This is a genomic window from Clostridium massiliamazoniense, from assembly GCF_001403635.1.
In the GTDB taxonomy this organism is placed as follows: Bacteria; Bacillota; Clostridia; order Clostridiales; family Clostridiaceae; genus Sarcina; species Sarcina massiliamazoniense.
This window is the reverse complement of record NZ_LN879468.1, coordinates 787,839-806,253: the sequence shown is the minus strand read 5'-3', so window position 1 is coordinate 806,253 and position 18,415 is coordinate 787,839. Positions and strand designations below refer to the sequence as shown.

Genomic DNA, 18,415 nt, shown 5'->3' with positions numbered 1-18,415 from the left:
TGGAACTATGGGGATAATTATACGGAGGTGTTTATCAATGGATAAAGCAAGAAAACAAGAATTAATAGCAAAATACGGAAGACACGAAGGAGATACTGGTTCTCCAGAAGTTCAAATAGCATTATTAACAGAAAGAATAAACTCTTTAACTGATCACTTAAGAACTCATAAGAAAGATCACCACTCAAGAAGAGGTCTTTTAATGATGGTTGGACAAAGAAGAGGATTATTAAACTACTTAACTAAGCAAGATATCGAAAGATACAGAGCTATAATTAAGGAATTAGGATTAAGAAGATAATTTAGTAGAGCGGGTTTTTTCCGCTCTATTATTTTAAAAATATTAAAATTATAAACTTTTACCAATAGAGTACCGAAAGGAGGGACTCAGTATGAATCAAATACATGAAACTAACATAGCAGGTAGACCGTTTAAGGTTGAATTCGGAAAAGTTGGAATGCTTTCTGATGCTGCTATTTTTATGAGTTATGGAGATACTGTAATTTTAACAAATGTTAATGCATCAGAACAACCAAGAGAAGGAATAGACTTCTTTCCTTTAAGTGTAGAATATGAGGAAAGATTATATTCAGTAGGAAAAATCCCAGGTGGATTTTTAAAGAGAGAAGGAAAACCTTCTGACAAAGCAATATTAAATGGTAGAGCTGTAGATAGACCTTTAAGACCATTATTCCCAAAAGGATATAGAAATGACGTTCAAGTTGTATGTACAGTTGTATCAGTAGAAAATGATAATTTACCTGAAATACTAGCAATCAATGCTGCATCTACAGCATTATGTCTATCAAGCATACCTTTCACTACACCAGTAGCAGCTGTTCAAGTTGGACTAATAGATGGTGAGTTCATACTAAACCCAACATCAGAAGAAAGAGTTAAAAGTGAAATGGAATTAACAGTCTGTGCAACTAAGGATAGAGTTATGATGATTGAAGCAGGTGGAAATGAGATACCTGAAGAAGTTATGATAAATGCTATAAACTTTGGATTTGAAAAATCACAGGATATAATAAAATTCCAAGAAGAAGCTATGAAATCTTTCGGAAAAGAAAAGAAAGAGCCTGTTCTTTATACTGTTAATTCAGAATTAGAAGAAGCAATAAAAGACTTTGCTTATGATATGATAAGTGAAGCTATGCACATCCAAGATAAAGATGAAAGAAATGCAGCAATGGATGTTGTAAAAGAAAAAATATCAGAAGAATTTAATGAAAAAGAAGAATTCCAAGAAGTTTTAGGGGACATTGGAGAAATAGTATATAACATACAAAAAAAAGTTGTTAGAAAAATGCTATTAAAAGAACATGTTAGACCAGATGGTAGAGCCTTTGATGAAGTTAGACCAATAAGTTGTGAAGTTGATGTTCTTCCAAGAACTCACGGAACTGGTATATTTACAAGAGGATTAACTCAAGTTATGACAGTTGCAACATTAGGTGGTATTGGTGAATTCCAAATACTTGATGGAATTGGTGAAGAAGAATCAAAGAGATATATGCATCATTATAACTTCCCAGCATATAGCGTAGGAGAAGTAAGACCATTAAGAGGACCAGGAAGAAGAGAAATTGGTCATGGTGCCTTAGCAGAAAGAGCATTAGAGCCATTAATTCCTTCAGAAGAAGAATTCCCGTACACTATTAGATTAGTATCAGAAGTTTTAAGTTCAAATGGATCAACTTCTCAAGCATCAGTATGTGGAAGTACTTTAGCACTTTTAGATGCAGGTGTTCCTATAAAAAGACCAGCAGCTGGTATAGCTATGGGATTAATAACTTCAGAAGATTTAACAGAAGAAGAAGTATTAACAGATATTCAAGGAATAGAAGACTTCTTTGGAGATATGGACTTTAAAGTTGCAGGAACAGAAAAAGGTATAACTTCAATACAAGTTGATACTAAAATAGCTGGTTTATCAAAAACTATTATAAGAGATGCTATAGAAGGTGCTAGAAAAGCAAGATTAATGATTATTGATAAAATCACTGAATGTATTCCAGCAGCAAAAGAAGAAGTTTCTAAATATGCTCCAAAAACATCAACTCTTAAGATTGATCCAGAAAAAATAAGAGATGTTATAGGTGCAGGTGGTAAGGTTATAAATAAAATTATAGCTGATACTGGAGTTAAAATAGATATTAAAGAAGATGGATTAGTTTATGTTTCTTCAGAAGATTCTCAAGGTGTGAAAGAAGCTATTAGAATAATAGAAGGCTTAACTAAAGAAGTTAAAGTTGGAGAAATATATTTAGGAAAAGTAACTAAAATAACTCAATTTGGAGCTTTTGTAGAAGTTCTTCCAAATAAAGAAGGATTAGTTCATATATCTAAATTAGATGTAAATAGAGTAAATAAAGTTGAAGATGTAGTTTCAGTAGGGGATGAAATCTTAGTTAAAGTTACTGAAATAGATCAACAAGGAAGAGTTAATCTTTCAAGAAAAGATGTTCTTCAAGAACAAAATAAAACAGCAAAAGACGTAGAATAATGTAGAAGGGCAATAATATTGCCTTTTTATTTTTGTCTATATAGTTAGGAAATGAATATTTACAGTGTCTTGAGTAATGAATAAATTAAGACTTAATTCAGATAGAATTTTGATTCTAGTTGAATTCTAGCCAAAGTTATCTAGGGATATGCGTTTGTTTATGTCAAGCTATGGAGACCTTAGTATTACAGACGCTAGTTATCAGATAAACATATTATAATATTTCAGAGTACATAAATTAAGATTTAATTCAGTTAAAATAATTAAGTGCTTGTGTTTCTTTATACCTAATATATAGAATAGTGGAGCATTGCAGACACTAGTGATCAAATAGAATTTTAATTTGCAAATATATTTATATTTACTAGTAAAAACTATCATAGTAATTAAAGTCTCAACATATTTTTTATAATATGGAGGGATTTATATGGATAATAATATTAAATATTTAAGCGAAATGGAAAGATACGAAATAATCAATGTAAATGACGGAGAAAAATACAATACATTAGTAAGTAATGATATAATAATAGATGAGAAAGGCGAATTTAAACTATTGCTTCTAAATATAGGAACATCAAAGTTTGGATTGTTTAACAATAGTGACTATTATGAAGTGGACTGGGATTATGTGAAGAAAATTGGTGCTAAGACTATAATTCTAGATGCAGAGCAAGAGTTTATACGCAAAGCAAATATATAGGGGCGTGATCTTTTGGAAATTATAGTACAAAAATTTGGTGGAACATCAGTTTCTACTAAAGAAAGAAGAAAAATGGTTATCGAAAAAGTTAAGGAGACCTTAGAATTAGGGGCTAAACCAGTGGTTGTAGTATCAGCTATGGGGAGAAAGGGAGATCCTTATGCAACAGATAGTTTACTATCAATGTTAGATAGTGAATTTAAGTCAAATAATAAGTTAGCAACAGATATGCTTATGTGTTGTGGAGAGATAATAAGTACTGTAGTAATGAGTAATGAACTCTTAGAAGAAGGTTTAGAAGCTGTTCCTTTAACTGGAGGACAAGCTGGTATTTTAACAGATGATAATTATTCTAGTGCAAATCCTATAGACATAAATACTAAAAATATAGTAGAAATATTAAAAAGTAATAAAATACCTGTTGTTGCTGGTTTTCAAGGTATTGATAGGAATGGGTTCTTCACAACTTTAGGTAGGGGTGGAAGTGATACAACAGCAGCAATACTAGGCTCAGCATTAAAAGCTAAAGAGGTACAAATATTTACAGATGTAGATGGTCTTATGACCGCTGATCCAAGAATTGTTAATGACGCAGAGCTTATAGATAAAATAAGTTATGCTGAAATTTTTGAACTTGCAGATCAAGGAGCAAAGGTAATACATCCAAGAGCGGTAGAAGCTGCTATGAGAGGAAATATACCACTAGTTATAAGAAATACTATGTCAAGTTGTAAAGGTACTATAATTGACAATGTAGGAGATTTAGAAAGCAATAATATAATAGTTGGTATAACACACCAAGATGGAAGAATTCAAGTTTCTATTAGTTTAACTGAAAATGAGGATAATAAAGAAAAATATAAAGTAGTTTTAGATATATTAGGAAAGAACAATATAAGCTTAGATCTTATAAATATATTCCCAAAGGAAAAAGTATTTACTATTTCAGAAGAGGATTTAGAAGTATTTAAAGCTATAATGGATGAATATCATATAAAATACAATATAATAAGCGATTTAAGTAAGATTGCTATGGTTGGTTCTAAAATGAGAGGAACACCAGGTGTAATGGCAAATGTTGTATCAGCTTTAGATATGGAAGGAATAGAAGTACTTCAAAGTGCAGATTCACATATGACTATATGGTGTTTGGTAGAAACTTCAAAAGTTAAACAAGCTATAAAATCTTTACACAAAGCATTTCTTTAAGAATAAAAAGCCCTTTCTTTGTAAAAGATAATTTTAGAAAGAGAGGGCTGAAAATGGAAAAAGAAAATAAAAAAGATAAAGTAGAAGAAATAAAAGAATTGGGAATCGTAGATAAGTCAGAAGATAATGGGGAAACCATACAAGTAATAACAATAATTGGCCAAATAGAAGGTCATGCAGAAGCTCCCTCCCAAGTAAAAACTACAAAGTATGAACAAATGATTCCAGAACTTATAGATTTAGAACAAAATCCTAAAATTGAAGGTGTACTTTTTGTTTTAAATACTGTAGGTGGAGATGTAGAGGCAGGTCTTGCAATGGCAGAAATAATAAGAAGCTTGAGCAAACCAACTGTATCTCTAGTTATAGGTGGAGGGCACTCTATAGGAGTTCCTTTAGCAACGGCCTCTGATTATTCTTTTATATCACCATCAGCAACAATGATAATACACCCTATAAGAATGAATGGTTTTATTATAGGAGTTCCACAAACCTTTGAGTATTTTAAGAAAATGCAGGAAAGAATAAATAATTTTATTGTTAAAACTTCCAATATTGAAGAGAATACTCTTAAAGATTTAATGATGAGAAATAATGATTTATTAAATGATATGGGAAGTATACTCATAGGTAAAGAAGCAGTTAAATGTGGATTAATAGATGAGGTTGGTGGTGTAAGGCAAGCTTTAGATAAACTTAATCAGTTAATAGATGAAAGCATAAGTAAAAAAGCTGAGAAAAGTAAACAATTATAAACTATATCATTAAAGGGTCTGTTAATACAGCCCTTTTCTTTATTCATATTAAAGATACATAAATTAAGATTTAATGGAGAGAGAATTAAACTTGGATTCATACTAAATTTAGAAGAAATTATCTAGGAGCTTATGTGTATTTATTTTTAGTTTGTAGAATTTTAGAGTAATACAGAGATGCTAGTAATTTGATAAACGTAGACTTAATTCAGGTGGAGTTTGGCTCCATCTGAATGCTTAGATATTCTTATCTAAAAGAGTGAGGCTGTCTGTTTATTGCACACTTATAGAAAATAGGGGGATTACAGTCTCTAGCTATGAGATAAAACAGTTAAATATTAATGAACTTAATTTTATTCTAGTAATAATATAGAAAATAATTGAAAAATACTTTATATTATTATATAGATAGAAAAGTGAGGTGGTTTTTTAAAATGGCGAATGTAAAAAGCAAGAAAAAAAGTAACAGTAATAAGAAAACTACTAATAAAGTCACCAAACAATCAAAAGATAATAGTGAGATCTATGGTATATTAGTTATTTCTTGTTCACTTATTTTTATGTTTAGCCTATATAGTAATAAAGCTGGATACTTAAGTGTTATATCAAAAAAAGTATTTATTTCTTTAATGGGAGTAGGAGCATTTTTCATTCCTATATATATGATAGCTATTGCAGTAAGATATTATTTTATGAAAGAAAAAATCGTAATTTCAAGAAAATATTGGGGAGTTACAGGACTTATCATAGGAACCTTAATTTTGTTAGAAACATTAGATTTAAGTACATTTTATATTCCAGGAAGTTTAATAAAGTCTTTAGAAAGTATAGTAATGTACAGTTCTAATGGCTATATTTGGCATGGAGGTATAATAACATTTCTAGTAGTATTACCTATATACAAGCTTATAGGGTACATAGGTTTATATATATTAGTTATAGCTGTATATATTATATGTTCCATTCTTATATTTAATTATAATATTAGAGGATTAATGGGAGATGTAAAAGAAAAGAAATTTAACATAAGAACTAACATAAAAACCAATAGAAAAACTCGAGAAAGAGAGTATGTAGAAGATGATAATAATGATGAAAAAGAAAATACAACTCCTTTTGCGAGAGATTACTTAGAGAGCTCAATAGGTTTAAATAATGAGACAAGAAGCAATAATAAAATGAAAATATTAGATTTTATGAAGAATTCAAAAATAGATGAAGATGAAGATGTAAATGCAAATGAAATAAAAGTAGATTTTAAAGAAACTATAGATAAAGAAATTACCATTGTCGAGGAACCTATAAGAGAAGAAAGTAAAATGAATAAAAAGGTTGAAAGAAAAGTTAATGATTCTGTAGATAAAGAAATAGAACATACATTAAATAATACTAAAGAAAAGAAGGAGAAATATACTTTTCCTACTATTGATTTACTAGCTTTAAATAATGATTCAAAAATGAATAATGCAGATAAAAAAGAATTATTAGAAAATGCAGGAAAGCTAGAAAGAACTTTAAAAAGTTTTGGTGTAGATGCAGAAATACTTCAAGTTACAAAAGGACCTTCAGTAACTAGATTTGAAATTCAACCAAAGGCTGGAATAAAGGTAAGTAAAATAGTAAATTTATCTGATGATATTGCACTAGGACTAGCAGCTGGTGGTATAAGAATGGAAGCACCAATACCTGGAAAATCTGCTATTGGTATAGAAGTACCAAATAAAAAACAAACTCCAGTATACTTTAGAGAAATAATAGAATCTAAGGAGTTTAGAGAGAGTAAAGTAAAAGTAGCTTGTGCCTTAGGAAAAGATATTACAGGTAAGGCTATAGTTGCAGATTTAAGTGCAATGCCTCACTTACTTATTGCAGGGGCAACAGGATCAGGTAAGAGTGTTTGTATAAATACCCTTATAGTTAGTATTTTATATAAATATTCACCAGATGAGGTGAAGCTTTTAATGGTTGACCCAAAAGTGGTAGAGTTAAATGTTTATAATGGAATACCACATCTTCTAATACCAGTTGTTACAGAACCAAAAAAAGCAGCTGGAGCTTTAAATTGGGCAGTAAATGAAATGAATAAAAGATATAAGCTTTTTGCAGAAACTGGGGTAAGAAATATTGGTTCATACAATAGTTTTGTTGAAAGAACAAAAGTTGGTGAAAAATTACCTTATATAGTTATAATAGTAGACGAGCTTGCAGACTTAATGATGGTGTGTCCTCATGATGTTGAGGATTCTATATGTAGATTAGCACAAATGGCAAGGGCAGCAGGAATGCATCTTGTTTTAGCTACTCAAAGACCTTCTGTAGATGTAATAACAGGAGTTATTAAGGCTAATATACCATCAAGAATATCCTTTGCAGTTTCTAGCCAAATAGACTCAAGAACAATATTAGATAGTGCTGGGGCAGAAAAACTTTTAGGTAGAGGAGATATGCTTTTCAGTCCTATAGGTGAATCTAATAATTTAAGAGTTCAAGGCGCCTTTATATCTGAGGAGGAAGTTGAACAGGTTGTAAGTCATATTAAGGATTCTGAAGATGAGGTAGATACAGCCTTTGAAGAGGAAATTTTAGAGCATATAAATTCTGCTTCTGTAGGCGGTGAAGGTGGAAATAGTGAAGATAGAGATGAATTATTAGATGAAGCTATACAAATTGTAGTTGAATCAGGACAAGTATCTGCTTCCTTTATTCAAAGAAGATTGAAAGTAGGTTTTAATAGAGCTGCTAGAATTATGGAACAGTTAGAAGAAATGGGTATTATTTCTAAAAGAGATGGGAATAAACCAAGACAAGTTTTAAAAACTAAGGAAGAGTTAGAAAAGCACTAGAAAAAAAACTTGTTTAAATAAAGAAAGACATTTAAAATTATATGTGAGTATATATTACTTAGAAAAAAATTACAATTTATTTAAAGTATAAATTAAACATTCAGGAGGAATAAATTTTGGAAAAATACAAAGTTGGAGTAGTCAGCTTAGGCTGTGATAAAAATAGAGTAGATTCAGAAATAATGCTTGGGAAAATAGAAAGTAATTATGTTTTAACTAATGATCCTAAGGAAGCTGATATATTAATAGTTAATACTTGCGGATTTATTGAATCAGCTAAGCAAGAATCTATTAATACTATATTAGATATGGCTAAATATAAACATAAGCACAAATGTAAATTACTTATAGCAACAGGATGTTTAACTCAAAGATATGGAAAAGAGTTATTAGAATTAATGCCAGAAGTAGATATAATGATGGGTGTTAATGACTATGGAAAAATAGATGAGTTAATAGAAGACTTTATAAGAGATCCAAGAAAAATATTATCAGTTACATATACTGATAAAACTATCAATGAAGGAATAAGAATTGTGACAACAGAAAAATCAACTGCATACTTAAGAATTGCAGAAGGGTGTGATAATTTCTGTACTTATTGTATAATTCCTAAGATAAGAGGGAAATTTAGAAGTAGACTAGAAGATAACATAATAAAAGAAGCAGAGATGCTAGCTAAAAAAGGGACAAAAGAATTAATATTAGTAGCACAAGACTTAACTTATTATGGAATGGATCTTCATGGAAAACAAACATTACACTTACTTATAAGAGAGCTTTCAAAAATAGAAGGAATAGAGTGGATAAGACTTCTTTATTGCTATCCAGAAGAAATATACGATGAGTTAATCGAAGAAATAAGAGAAAATGATAAAGTTTGTAAGTACTTAGACTTACCAATTCAACATGTAAGTAATAATGTTCTTAAAAGAATGGCTAGAAGAACAACAAAGGAAGAAATTATAGCTAAAATAGAAAAATTAAGAAGTCGTGTTGATAATATAGTATTAAGAACATCATTAATAGTAGGATTCCCTGGGGAAACAGAGGAAGATTTTAATGAGATAAAAGATTTCTTAAAAGAAATAAAATTAGATAAAGTAGGTGTATTTAAGTATTCAAGAGAAGAGGATACACCAGCAGCTAAAATGGAAGGCCATATAGATGAAGAAGTTAAGGCAGAAAGAGAAAAGGAAGCAATGCTTACTCAGCTAGAGGTTTCAAGAGAAATCAATAAGGCTAAAGTTGGAAAAGTATATAAAGTCTTAATAGAAAATAAAAATAAAGATTATTATATGGGTAGAAGTTACGAAATGGCTCCAGAAATAGATGGTGAGGTATTTATAAAAGGAAGTGATTTAGAAAAGGGTAAATTCTATAATGTTGAGATAATAGAAGCTTTAGATTATGATTTAATAGGAGTTGTAAAGGATGAATTTAGCAAATAAATTAACCTTATTAAGAATATTTTTAGTTCCTCTATTTGTAATTTTTATGATTTTAGACAGTAATTATTATGGAGTAATTATTGCTACAATAATATTCATAATAGCATCAATAACAGATAAAATAGATGGATATATAGCAAGATCAAGAAATCAAATAACTAATTTTGGTAAGTTTATGGATCCCTTAGCTGATAAACTTTTAGTTACAGCAGCTTTAGTGTCATTAGTTCAATTAGATGTAATACCAGCATGGGCTGTTATTATAATTTTATCAAGGGAGTTTGCAGTAACAGGACTAAGAACTATAGCAGCGGCAGAGGGAAAAGTAATAGCAGCAAGTAATTGGGGAAAATTAAAAACTGTTTTCCAAATGCTTGCAATAATATTGTTATTAATAGTAGAGAGTATTAAAATAATACCATCTATAACAACTACAATCATGACAACTAATTTATCAGTTGCCCTTATAGAGTATATTCCTTTAGCTATATTTTATATTGCCGTAATTATAACAATAATTTCAGGATGGGATTATTTTGTAAAAAATAAAGGTATAATAAGTACAGATAAGTAGTATAAAAAAAGAAAATAAGTAAATAATTAAGGATGGAGTTTTACCAAAATTTAGGGTAAAACTTCATCTTTTCATTTGACATAAGATAAATAATAAATTATAATAAAATAAGAACAAATGTTCTATTAGGAGGTTTTTATGGCAAAAATAAATGAAGATAAATTAAAAGCAATTGAGATGGCTATGGGACAAATTGAAAAGCAATTTGGAAAAGGGGCCGTAATGAAATTAGGAGATCACGGAGCTATGAATGTAGAAGCTATTTCTACAGGATGCTTAGATTTAGATAGAGTATTAGGAATCGGTGGTGTTCCTAAAGGTAGAATAACAGAAATATATGGACCAGAAAGTTCAGGTAAAACAACAATAGCATTACATATAGTAGCAGAAGCTCAAAAGAAGGGTGGAGCTGCAGCTTACATAGATGCAGAACATGCTTTAGATCCAGCTTATGCAAGAAGATTAGGAGTAGATGTTGATAGTTTAGTAATATCACAACCAGACACAGGTGAACAAGCTTTAGAAATAGCAGAAGCTTTAATTCGTTCAGGAGCAATAGATGTTATTGTAGTAGATTCTGTTGCGGCATTAGTTCCAAGAGCTGAAATAGAGGGTGAAATGGGTGACTCTCACGTTGGTTTACAAGCTAGATTAATGTCACAAGCCTTAAGAAAATTATCAGGTACAATAAATAAATCTAACTGTGTTGCTATATTCATAAACCAATTAAGAGAAAAAGTTGGTGTTATGTTTGGGAATCCAGAAACAACTCCTGGTGGAAGAGCGCTTAAATTCTATTCATCAGTAAGAATGGATGTAAGAAGAATAGACTCAATAAAACAAGGTGAAAATGTTGTTGGTAATAGAACAAGAATAAAAGTTATTAAGAATAAAGTAGCACCTCCATTTAAACAAGCTGAATTTGATATAATGTATAATGAAGGTATTTCAAGAGAAGGTAACATAATAGATGTTGGTGTTAAAGAAGAAATAGTTCAAAAGAGTGGAGCTTGGTTCTCATATGGAGATATAAGACTTGGTCAAGGTAGAGAAAATGCTAAGCAATATTTAAAAGAAAATAAAGAAGTATCTTTAGAAATAGAAAATAAAATAAGAGCTAAATATGATATGCCATTAAATACATTAGAAAAAGATGTAGAAGAAGCAGAAGAAAGCTCTAAATAAATAGTTAAAGAGGATGTATCAAATTACAGATGCATCCTCTCTGTCTTTTTTCTAGCTATATAGGTTCACCATTTGTGACCACTCACCTACGTAAAGAAGCTCTAATATTTTTTCTACAACAGTTTCTAAAATTTCCAAACTCACTTTGTTTGACTGACAGTCCAAATCTATGATTTGGTAACTGGAAGTTACTCAGTGTGTTTAGCACTGAGCTTCTTTTAAAAGGAAACTCGACTCGTCTTGCTCGCTGAGTAAGTTCCTATAACTAAATCAAGATTTAGATAGTCACTTACGAAACTATCGTTCAAAAATAAAGCGCTTCTAGTACTAGTTCAATGATCACAGCATTTTGTACCTATATAGCTATCTCGGCAGATGAAAAATGCATTTATAAAAGTAATATAAATTAAGGTGCTGATTAGATATAGCATTTTTAGCCTTTAGTAGGTTATGTATATTTAATATATAGCTACTTTAATAGATAAAGAAATATATTTATAAGTGGAGATTTGATTGAGCTAGAATTTTGAATTAATTGAATTGTAGTAGGAGATATTTAGGGGGTGTGTCTTTGAATTTTTTATTAGGCTTTGTAATTGTTTAACATAAGTAAAATCAATATATAATAAAACTATGTAAATAGGGTGAATAACTTGACATAAGAGGCGATATACTATACAATGATAACAAATACTGGTTTATCATATTCAATATATAACAGTAAGAATAAATATGACACCTTTATAAAGGCCAATTTTGCTTTATAGATATGCCTATGCAAGGAGGTGTTTAATTATGAATATTATCGCAGGAGTTATCTGGGTAGTAATACTAATTGTAGCTGGAGTTATAGAATATTATTTAATACAAAAAGGTTCAAAAACAAAATTAGATGCTTTAGAAAAAGAAGCGAGAGATATTGTTGAGAATTCTAAAAAAGAAGCAGAAGCTACAAAAAAAGAAGCGATATTAGAAGCTAAAGAAGAAGCACACAAGCTTAGAACAGATTTAGAAAAAGAATCTCGTGAAAGAAGAAATGAGATTCAAAGACTAGAAAAAAGAGTTATTCAAAGAGAAGAAGCTCTAGATAAGAAAGCAGAACTATTAGAGAAAAAAGATGATAGTTTAAATAAAAGAGTTTTAGAAGTTGAAGAATTAGAAGCAAGTGTTAATGATTTATATTCAAAACAAAGAGAAGAACTAGAAAGAATATCAAATCTATCTAGTGATGAAGCTAGAGAAATGTTATTAGAGGAAGTTAAAAGGGAAATTAAGCATGAAACAGCTATGATGATTAAAGACATAGAAAGTAAAGCTAAAGAAGAAGCTGATAAAAAAGCTAGAGAAATCATCACTACAGCTATACAAAGATGTGCAGCTGATCATGTTTCTGAAACAACAGTTCATGTTGTTGCATTACCAAATGATGAAATGAAGGGTAGAATAATAGGTAGAGAAGGTAGAAATATTAGAACCTTAGAAACATTAACAGGAGTTGATCTTATAATAGATGATACTCCAGAGGCAGTAATACTTTCAAGCTTCGATCCTATTAGAAGAGAAGTAGCTAGAATGGCATTAGAAAAATTAATTGTAGATGGAAGAATACATCCAGCTAGAATTGAAGAAATGGTCGAAAGAGCTAAAAAAGATGTAGAAAACGATATTAAAGAAGAGGGTGAACAAGCAACCTTTGAAACTGGAGTTCACGGATTACATCCAGAAATAATAAAGCTATTAGGAAGATTAAAATACAGAACAAGTTACGGACAAAATGTTCTTAAGCATTCTGTAGAAGTATCTCACTTAGCTGGACTTATGGCTTCAGAATTAGGAATAGATCCTACTATTGCGAAGAGAGCAGCTTTACTTCATGATATAGGTAAAGGTGTTGACCAAGAATATGAAGGTCCTCATGCAGTAATAGGGGCAGAGCTTGCTAAGAAGTATAACGAATCTCCTTTAGTTGTTAATGCAATTGGAGCTCACCACGGTGATATGGAAATGCAAAGTATTGAAGCTATATTAGTTCAAGCAGCAGATGCTATATCAGCAGCAAGACCAGGAGCTAGAAGAGAAACTCTTGAAGCTTATATTAAGAGACTTGAGAAATTAGAAGAAATAGCTAATTCCTATGAAGGAGTAGAAAAGTCATTTGCTATTCAAGCTGGAAGAGAAATAAGAATTATGGTTAAACCGGATCAAGTTGATGATGCGGGAGCTGTGGAACTTGTTAGAAATATTGTTAAGGATATAGAGGAGCAACTTGAATATCCAGGACAAATAAAAATCAATGTTATCAGAGAAACCCGTGCAGTTGACTACGCAAAATAAAATTTCAATTAAATTAAGAGTTAGATTATAAGGAGCTGTTTTATACAGCTCTTTTTTTATTATTTTTTAAAAATAAAAGGATTTTGTAAACCTTTGTAGAATATATACTTAAGAGCCTATAAATAAAAAGCAGGTTCTTTATATATTAGTAAAACATAATAATATTTGATGAAAACGATATTGTAGGAGGTTTTAGAAATGGATGTATTAAAAGTTTCAACAAAATCAAATCCCAATTCAGTAGCAGGAGCATTAGCTGCTATAATAAAGGAAAAAAATATAGTAGAAATCCAAGCTGTTGGAGCTGGGGCAATAAATCAAGCGATAAAAGCTATTGCAATAGCTAGGGGATTTGTTGCACCAACAGGCAAAGACATAGTATGTATCCCTGCCTTTACTGATATTGAAATTGAAGGAGAAGAAAGAACTGCAATAAAATTAATAATTCAACCGAGATAGATATAAATTTAAAGGGAGGCTATTAGAAGTGATATAGCCTCTCTTTAAGTTTACATTCTTATAAATAAGTGATATATTTTTATTATATTTTACTTAGAGGGGATGATATTTGTGGAACTTTCAAAAAAAACTTCAAGTATAGCATCATCATTGACATTAGCTTTAACAGCCAAGGCAGCAGAGCTTAGAGCTCAAGGAGAAGATGTTATTAGTTTTGGAGTAGGTGAGCCAGATTTTAATACACCTGAAAATATAATAAAGGCTGCCATAGATGCTATGGAAAGTGGAAAAACAAAGTATACAGCGGTATCAGGAATAGTAGAACTTAAAGAGGCTATTGTTAAAAAGTTAAAAGAAGATAATGAGTTAAATTATTCAAAGGAAAATATAATTATTTCAACAGGAGCTAAGCAGTGTTTAGCTAATGTATTTAGTGCAATATTAAATCCAGAGGATGAAGTAATAATACCATCACCTTATTGGATTAGTTATCCAGAACTTGTTAAATTAGCTGATGGAGTACCAGTTTTTGTAGAAACTGCAAAAGGGAATGGATTTAAAATAACTAAGAATGATATAAAAAAAGTTATAAATAAAAATACTAAGGCAATTATAATAAATAGTCCAAATAATCCAACAGGATCTGTTTACTCAAAGGAAGAGCTAGAGGAAATTGCTAATATAGCGAAAGAATATGATTTATTTATAATTTCAGATGAAATATATGAAAAGTTAATATATCTTGATGATTGTAAGCATGTAAGCATAGCTTCTTTAAGTGAAGATGCTTTTAATAGAACTATTGTTATAAATGGTTTTTCAAAATCTTATTCAATGACTGGATGGAGAATAGGTTACGCAGCAGGACCAGAGAAGGTAATAAAAGTTATGACTAATATACAAAGTCATATTACTTCTAATGTTAATACTATAGCTCAATATGCAGCTTGGGAGGCTCTTAATGGACAACAAGATGAATTGAAAGAAATGGTAGCTACATTTAAAAAAAGAAAAGAAATGATGGTTAGACTTTTAGATGAAATAAAAGATGTAAGTTATATTGAACCAACTGGTGCATTTTACGTTTTCATTGACATATCTGAGATATTAAGAAAATATAATATAAAAGATTCTTTAGAATTTTCTAAAATGCTGTTAGAGGATAAAAACGTAGTTGTTATACCAGGAGTAGCTTTTGGCTTAAATGACTATATAAGATTATCCTATGCAACTAGTGAAGAAAATATTGAACAAGGTGTTAAGAGAATTAAAGAATTTGTCAATAATTTGATGTAAAAGCTAAATTAACTTGAAATTGTTCTCAAAAATTATTATAATTAAGTTGATTAGCATAATATTTTGTTAATGGAATTTAAAAGAAAGTAAAGAGGTGTGTGTGGATGGTAACTAAAGAGGTATTAGTTAAAAATTCAACAGGTTTACATGCTAGACCTGCAACTTTATTAGTAAAGAAAGCTTCATCATTTAAGTCAGATGTAAGCTTAGAGTACAATGGTAAAAAAGCTAACATCAAAAGCTTAATTGGTGTTTTATCATTAGCTGTTGGGAAAGATGCTCAAGTAACAGTTATTGCAAATGGTGATGACGAAGCTTTAGCAGCTGAAGAAATAGCTAACTTAATAGCTAACTTAGAAGACTAATAAAAAAAGCTCACTTAAGTGAGCTTTTTTTATTTTGTTTAAATTTTATTGAATAAATAATTAAATAATGAATAAAATAGTAATAGTATTTATGAGGAAAAAATTAGTTTTTTATTCATTATAAGTTAATAAAAAATAATAGTTAAATACTTCAAAAAATTCAAAAAATATGATAAAATTTATGTATAGGAATAAGAAAGCTGGTGGGTAATATGAAGGAAATAAAAAAGTATTTAGAATCAAGAATTGGTAAGTATAGTTTTTTCTTTGAGGATTTATCTAGTGGGTATGTCTATGGGTATAATGAAAACGTTAAAATGACAGCAGCAGGATGTATGAAGTTACCTATTGCTATAGCCTTAATAAAGGAAGAGGAGCTAGGAAATTTAAGTTTTTTAGATAAAGTTAAAATAGAAGGTAAAGATAAAGTTTACGGTACTGGGATTATACACGAGTTTAATGAGAGAGAATATACAATATTTGAATTATTAGTGGCTATGCTTATTCAAAGTGACAATACTGCAACTAATAAAATAATAGATATATTAACTATGGATAGAATAAATACAGTAATAAAAGAAATTGGACTTAAAAATACAGAACTTAAAAGAAAAACCTGTGATGAAAGAGCTAATAAAGAGGACATAGAAAACATAACAACAGCTTATGATTTGTGCTATATATGGAAAAGTTTATATAATGCTACTTATCTAAACGAAAATAATTCAACAATGCTTATAGATATTCTTAGAAGACAACAAATAAAAAATAAATTAGCTTTATATATAACAGAAGATTTAAAATATGATATTTCAAGTAAAACAGGTGATAAACAAGGTGTAGAAAATGACACTGAACTTATTAGCTTAAATAAGGGGTATTTTACTTTTACAGTTATGTCAAAGGATATACCAAATTCTGTTTATGGAACTGTAACCCTTGCTAAATCGGGGAAAATGATGCTTGATAATATAACTAATAATTGGCATTAATAAAAGATTTAAAGAGAGGATATATGAAAATTATAGATCATCCTCTCTATTTTTTATGTTAATATTAAAAAGTTTCTTTTAAAGAGGAATTTATAACTTCAGTTACCATAAAGTGAGTGTTGAATCTATATTTCTATATGCTATAATATAATCAGAGCTAAGGAAAGTAGAAGCAAGTCTTTGAAATCTAAAGCTTTATAAAACTTTTTGCTTTTAGGATTAGAAATTGGCGTTTCTAGTCTTTTTTTATTTTTAGGCTTTGTTGTTTTAAAAAAAGTCTTTATTTAAATTTAAAGCACTAAGGAATCTATTAGTTTAGTTACCATAAAGTGTGCATTGAATCAAGATTTCTATGTGTTATAATATAATCAGAGCTAAGGAAAGTAGAAGCAAGTCTTTGAAATCTAAAGCTTTATAAAATTTTGAATTTTAGGATTAGAAATTGGCATTTCTAATCTTTTTTTATTGCTTTAAAGCTGAATTTTACTTTAGTTCAATATATATTAATTTCTTGTATAGAGGTATATTTAAGTTCTAAAAATCATAGAGAATAATAAATAGAAGTTTAATATATTAGATTAAATTTATTTTTTTATTGACACTTTCTAAATGAAATGATAGAATTAAGTCAATTTAAGAAACCTTTAATTTGATCCAGAGAGGTCAATAAGGAAGTTATATATTAGATAATATTTGTTTATCTTATTTTAATTAGAGTATTTTAGTCTTCCTTATAAAAAAGGAAGACTTTTTTTATAAATCTAATTATAGCTTAGGCTTCTTTAAATTTAACACAGTGAGGTTAAAAAGGAGTGAAATAATGAACAGAAATTTAATTGAACCACAGGATTTAACTCTAGAAGAGTTAGAGGATATTTTTAATTTAACAAATCAAATAATAGATAATCCAAAGGATTATGCAGATCTATGTAAAGGTAAAATACTAGGTACATTATTTTACGAGCCTAGTACAAGAACAAGATTATCTTTTGAAGCTGCTATGCTAAGACTTGGCGGACAAGTTATTGGTTTTTCAGAACCAGGAGCAAGTTCAGTATCAAAGGGTGAATCTTTAAGAGATACAATTCAAACAGTTAATTGCTATGCAGATATAATAGCAATGAGACATCCTTTAGAGGGAGCGGCTAAGCTTGCCTCAATATATTCAGAAATTCCAATAATAAATGCTGGAGATGGAGGGCATCAACATCCAACTCAAACTTTAACAGATTTAGTTACTATAAGAAAATATAAGGGAACTTTAAGTGGAAATACCATAGCACTTTGTGGAGACTTAAAATATGGAAGAACAGTGCATTCCTTAATTAAAGCACTTTCAAGATATGAAAATAATAAATTTATTTTAATCTCTCCAGAAGAATTAAAATTACCAAGTTATATTAAAACTGAAGTCTTAGATAAAAACAATATAGAATATAAAGAAATAACAAGTCTTGAGGATGGAATAAAAGAAGCTAATATTTTATACATGACTCGAATTCAAAGAGAAAGATTTGAAGATTTAAATACCTATGAAAGATTAAAAGGCATATATATTCTAGATGAAGAAAAGATGAAATTAGCTGATGAAAATCTTATAGTGATGCATCCATTACCAAGAGTAAATGAAATAAGCTATGAAGTAGATGAGGATAGTAGAGCGAAGTACTTTAAGCAAGCAAAATTTGGAATGTATGTAAGAATGGCATTAATAGCTAAGATGTTGGAGGTAATTTAAT

Annotated in this window: 15 protein-coding genes; all 15 read left to right on the top strand. The window is 29.5% G+C overall.

Annotated elements, in window-relative coordinates; all coding sequences use genetic code 11:
• Nucleotides 1-37: 37 nt before the first annotated feature.
• The 15 genes from rpsO to pyrB all read left to right on the top strand — a co-directional run bounded on the left by rpsO (nucleotide 38) and on the right by pyrB (nucleotide 18,414).
• Nucleotides 38-301, top strand: a complete 264-nt coding sequence (rpsO, locus tag ARA19_RS10690) for a 30S ribosomal protein S15 (RefSeq protein WP_055070957.1) — start codon at nucleotides 38-40, stop codon at nucleotides 299-301.
• 91 nt (nucleotides 302-392) lie between these two features.
• Nucleotides 393-2,510 carry a polyribonucleotide nucleotidyltransferase gene (locus ARA19_RS10685; protein ID WP_055070956.1) on the top strand — a complete coding sequence of 706 codons (2,118 nt, stop codon included), beginning with the start codon at nucleotides 393-395 and terminating at the stop codon, nucleotides 2,508-2,510.
• Between the two features lie 427 nt (nucleotides 2,511-2,937).
• Nucleotides 2,938-3,213, top strand: coding sequence for a YlmC/YmxH family sporulation protein (locus tag ARA19_RS10680; protein WP_055070955.1), 276 nt, complete (start codon nucleotides 2,938-2,940; stop codon nucleotides 3,211-3,213).
• Between the two features lie 12 nt (nucleotides 3,214-3,225).
• The gene (gene dapG, locus ARA19_RS10675) at nucleotides 3,226-4,422 is read left to right on the top strand and encodes an aspartate kinase (protein WP_055070954.1); all 1,197 of its coding nucleotides are present in this window, start codon (nucleotides 3,226-3,228) and stop codon (nucleotides 4,420-4,422) included.
• Between the two features lie 47 nt (nucleotides 4,423-4,469).
• Nucleotides 4,470-5,177: a ClpP family protease gene (locus tag ARA19_RS10670; protein ID WP_084764458.1), complete on the top strand. Its 708-nt coding sequence runs from the start codon at nucleotides 4,470-4,472 to the stop codon at nucleotides 5,175-5,177.
• Nucleotides 5,178-5,611: 434 nt separating this feature from the next.
• Nucleotides 5,612-8,020, top strand: a complete 2,409-nt coding sequence (locus ARA19_RS10665) for an FtsK/SpoIIIE family DNA translocase (RefSeq protein WP_055070952.1) — start codon at nucleotides 5,612-5,614, stop codon at nucleotides 8,018-8,020.
• A gap of 116 nt (nucleotides 8,021-8,136) precedes the next feature.
• Entirely contained in the window at nucleotides 8,137-9,471 is a 1,335-nt protein-coding gene (gene rimO, locus ARA19_RS10660) for a 30S ribosomal protein S12 methylthiotransferase RimO (RefSeq protein ID WP_055070951.1), read from the top strand.
• Nucleotides 9,455-10,045, top strand: coding sequence for a CDP-diacylglycerol--glycerol-3-phosphate 3-phosphatidyltransferase (gene pgsA / locus ARA19_RS10655; protein WP_055070950.1), 591 nt, complete (start codon nucleotides 9,455-9,457; stop codon nucleotides 10,043-10,045). The genes rimO and pgsA overlap by 17 nt, the downstream gene beginning before the upstream one ends.
• Nucleotides 10,046-10,183: 138 nt before the next feature.
• Nucleotides 10,184-11,230 carry a recombinase RecA gene (gene recA / locus ARA19_RS10650; protein ID WP_055070949.1) on the top strand — a complete coding sequence of 349 codons (1,047 nt, stop codon included), beginning with the start codon at nucleotides 10,184-10,186 and terminating at the stop codon, nucleotides 11,228-11,230.
• A 795-nt stretch (nucleotides 11,231-12,025) separates the two neighbouring features.
• Nucleotides 12,026-13,564, top strand: coding sequence for a ribonuclease Y (rny, locus tag ARA19_RS10645; protein ID WP_055070948.1), 1,539 nt, complete (start codon nucleotides 12,026-12,028; stop codon nucleotides 13,562-13,564).
• A 198-nt stretch (nucleotides 13,565-13,762) separates the two neighbouring features.
• Nucleotides 13,763-14,023 (top strand): stage V sporulation protein S, encoded by a 261-nt coding sequence (locus ARA19_RS10640; protein ID WP_055070947.1) that lies wholly within the window; start codon nucleotides 13,763-13,765, stop codon nucleotides 14,021-14,023.
• Between the two features lie 111 nt (nucleotides 14,024-14,134).
• A complete protein-coding gene (locus tag ARA19_RS10635) occupies nucleotides 14,135-15,319 on the top strand; it encodes a pyridoxal phosphate-dependent aminotransferase (RefSeq protein ID WP_055070946.1) in 1,185 nt (394 codons plus the stop codon).
• A gap of 104 nt (nucleotides 15,320-15,423) precedes the next feature.
• Nucleotides 15,424-15,684: an HPr family phosphocarrier protein gene (locus tag ARA19_RS10630; RefSeq protein ID WP_055070945.1), complete on the top strand. Its 261-nt coding sequence runs from the start codon at nucleotides 15,424-15,426 to the stop codon at nucleotides 15,682-15,684.
• A 212-nt stretch (nucleotides 15,685-15,896) separates the two neighbouring features.
• Nucleotides 15,897-16,676: a serine hydrolase gene (locus tag ARA19_RS10625; protein WP_055070944.1), complete on the top strand. Its 780-nt coding sequence runs from the start codon at nucleotides 15,897-15,899 to the stop codon at nucleotides 16,674-16,676.
• 820 nt (nucleotides 16,677-17,496) lie between these two features.
• Complete coding sequence (pyrB, locus tag ARA19_RS10620; protein ID WP_055070943.1) at nucleotides 17,497-18,414, top strand: aspartate carbamoyltransferase; 918 nt, start codon at nucleotides 17,497-17,499, stop codon at nucleotides 18,412-18,414.
• Nucleotide 18,415: the final 1 nt, after the last annotated feature.

Coding starts and splice junctions, on each gene's coding strand:
- rpsO (WP_055070957.1), top strand. CDS start 38: ATGGATAAAGCAAGAAAACAAGAATTAATAGCAAAATACGGAAGACAC.
- ARA19_RS10685 (WP_055070956.1), top strand. CDS start 393: ATGAATCAAATACATGAAACTAACATAGCAGGTAGACCGTTTAAGGTT.
- ARA19_RS10680 (WP_055070955.1), top strand. CDS start 2,938: ATGGATAATAATATTAAATATTTAAGCGAAATGGAAAGATACGAAATA.
- ARA19_RS10665 (WP_055070952.1), top strand. CDS start 5,612: ATGGCGAATGTAAAAAGCAAGAAAAAAAGTAACAGTAATAAGAAAACT.
- pgsA (WP_055070950.1), top strand. CDS start 9,455: ATGAATTTAGCAAATAAATTAACCTTATTAAGAATATTTTTAGTTCCT.
- recA (WP_055070949.1), top strand. CDS start 10,184: ATGGCAAAAATAAATGAAGATAAATTAAAAGCAATTGAGATGGCTATG.
- rny (WP_055070948.1), top strand. CDS start 12,026: ATGAATATTATCGCAGGAGTTATCTGGGTAGTAATACTAATTGTAGCT.
- ARA19_RS10640 (WP_055070947.1), top strand. CDS start 13,763: ATGGATGTATTAAAAGTTTCAACAAAATCAAATCCCAATTCAGTAGCA.
- ARA19_RS10630 (WP_055070945.1), top strand. CDS start 15,424: ATGGTAACTAAAGAGGTATTAGTTAAAAATTCAACAGGTTTACATGCT.
- ARA19_RS10625 (WP_055070944.1), top strand. CDS start 15,897: ATGAAGGAAATAAAAAAGTATTTAGAATCAAGAATTGGTAAGTATAGT.
- pyrB (WP_055070943.1), top strand. CDS start 17,497: ATGAACAGAAATTTAATTGAACCACAGGATTTAACTCTAGAAGAGTTA.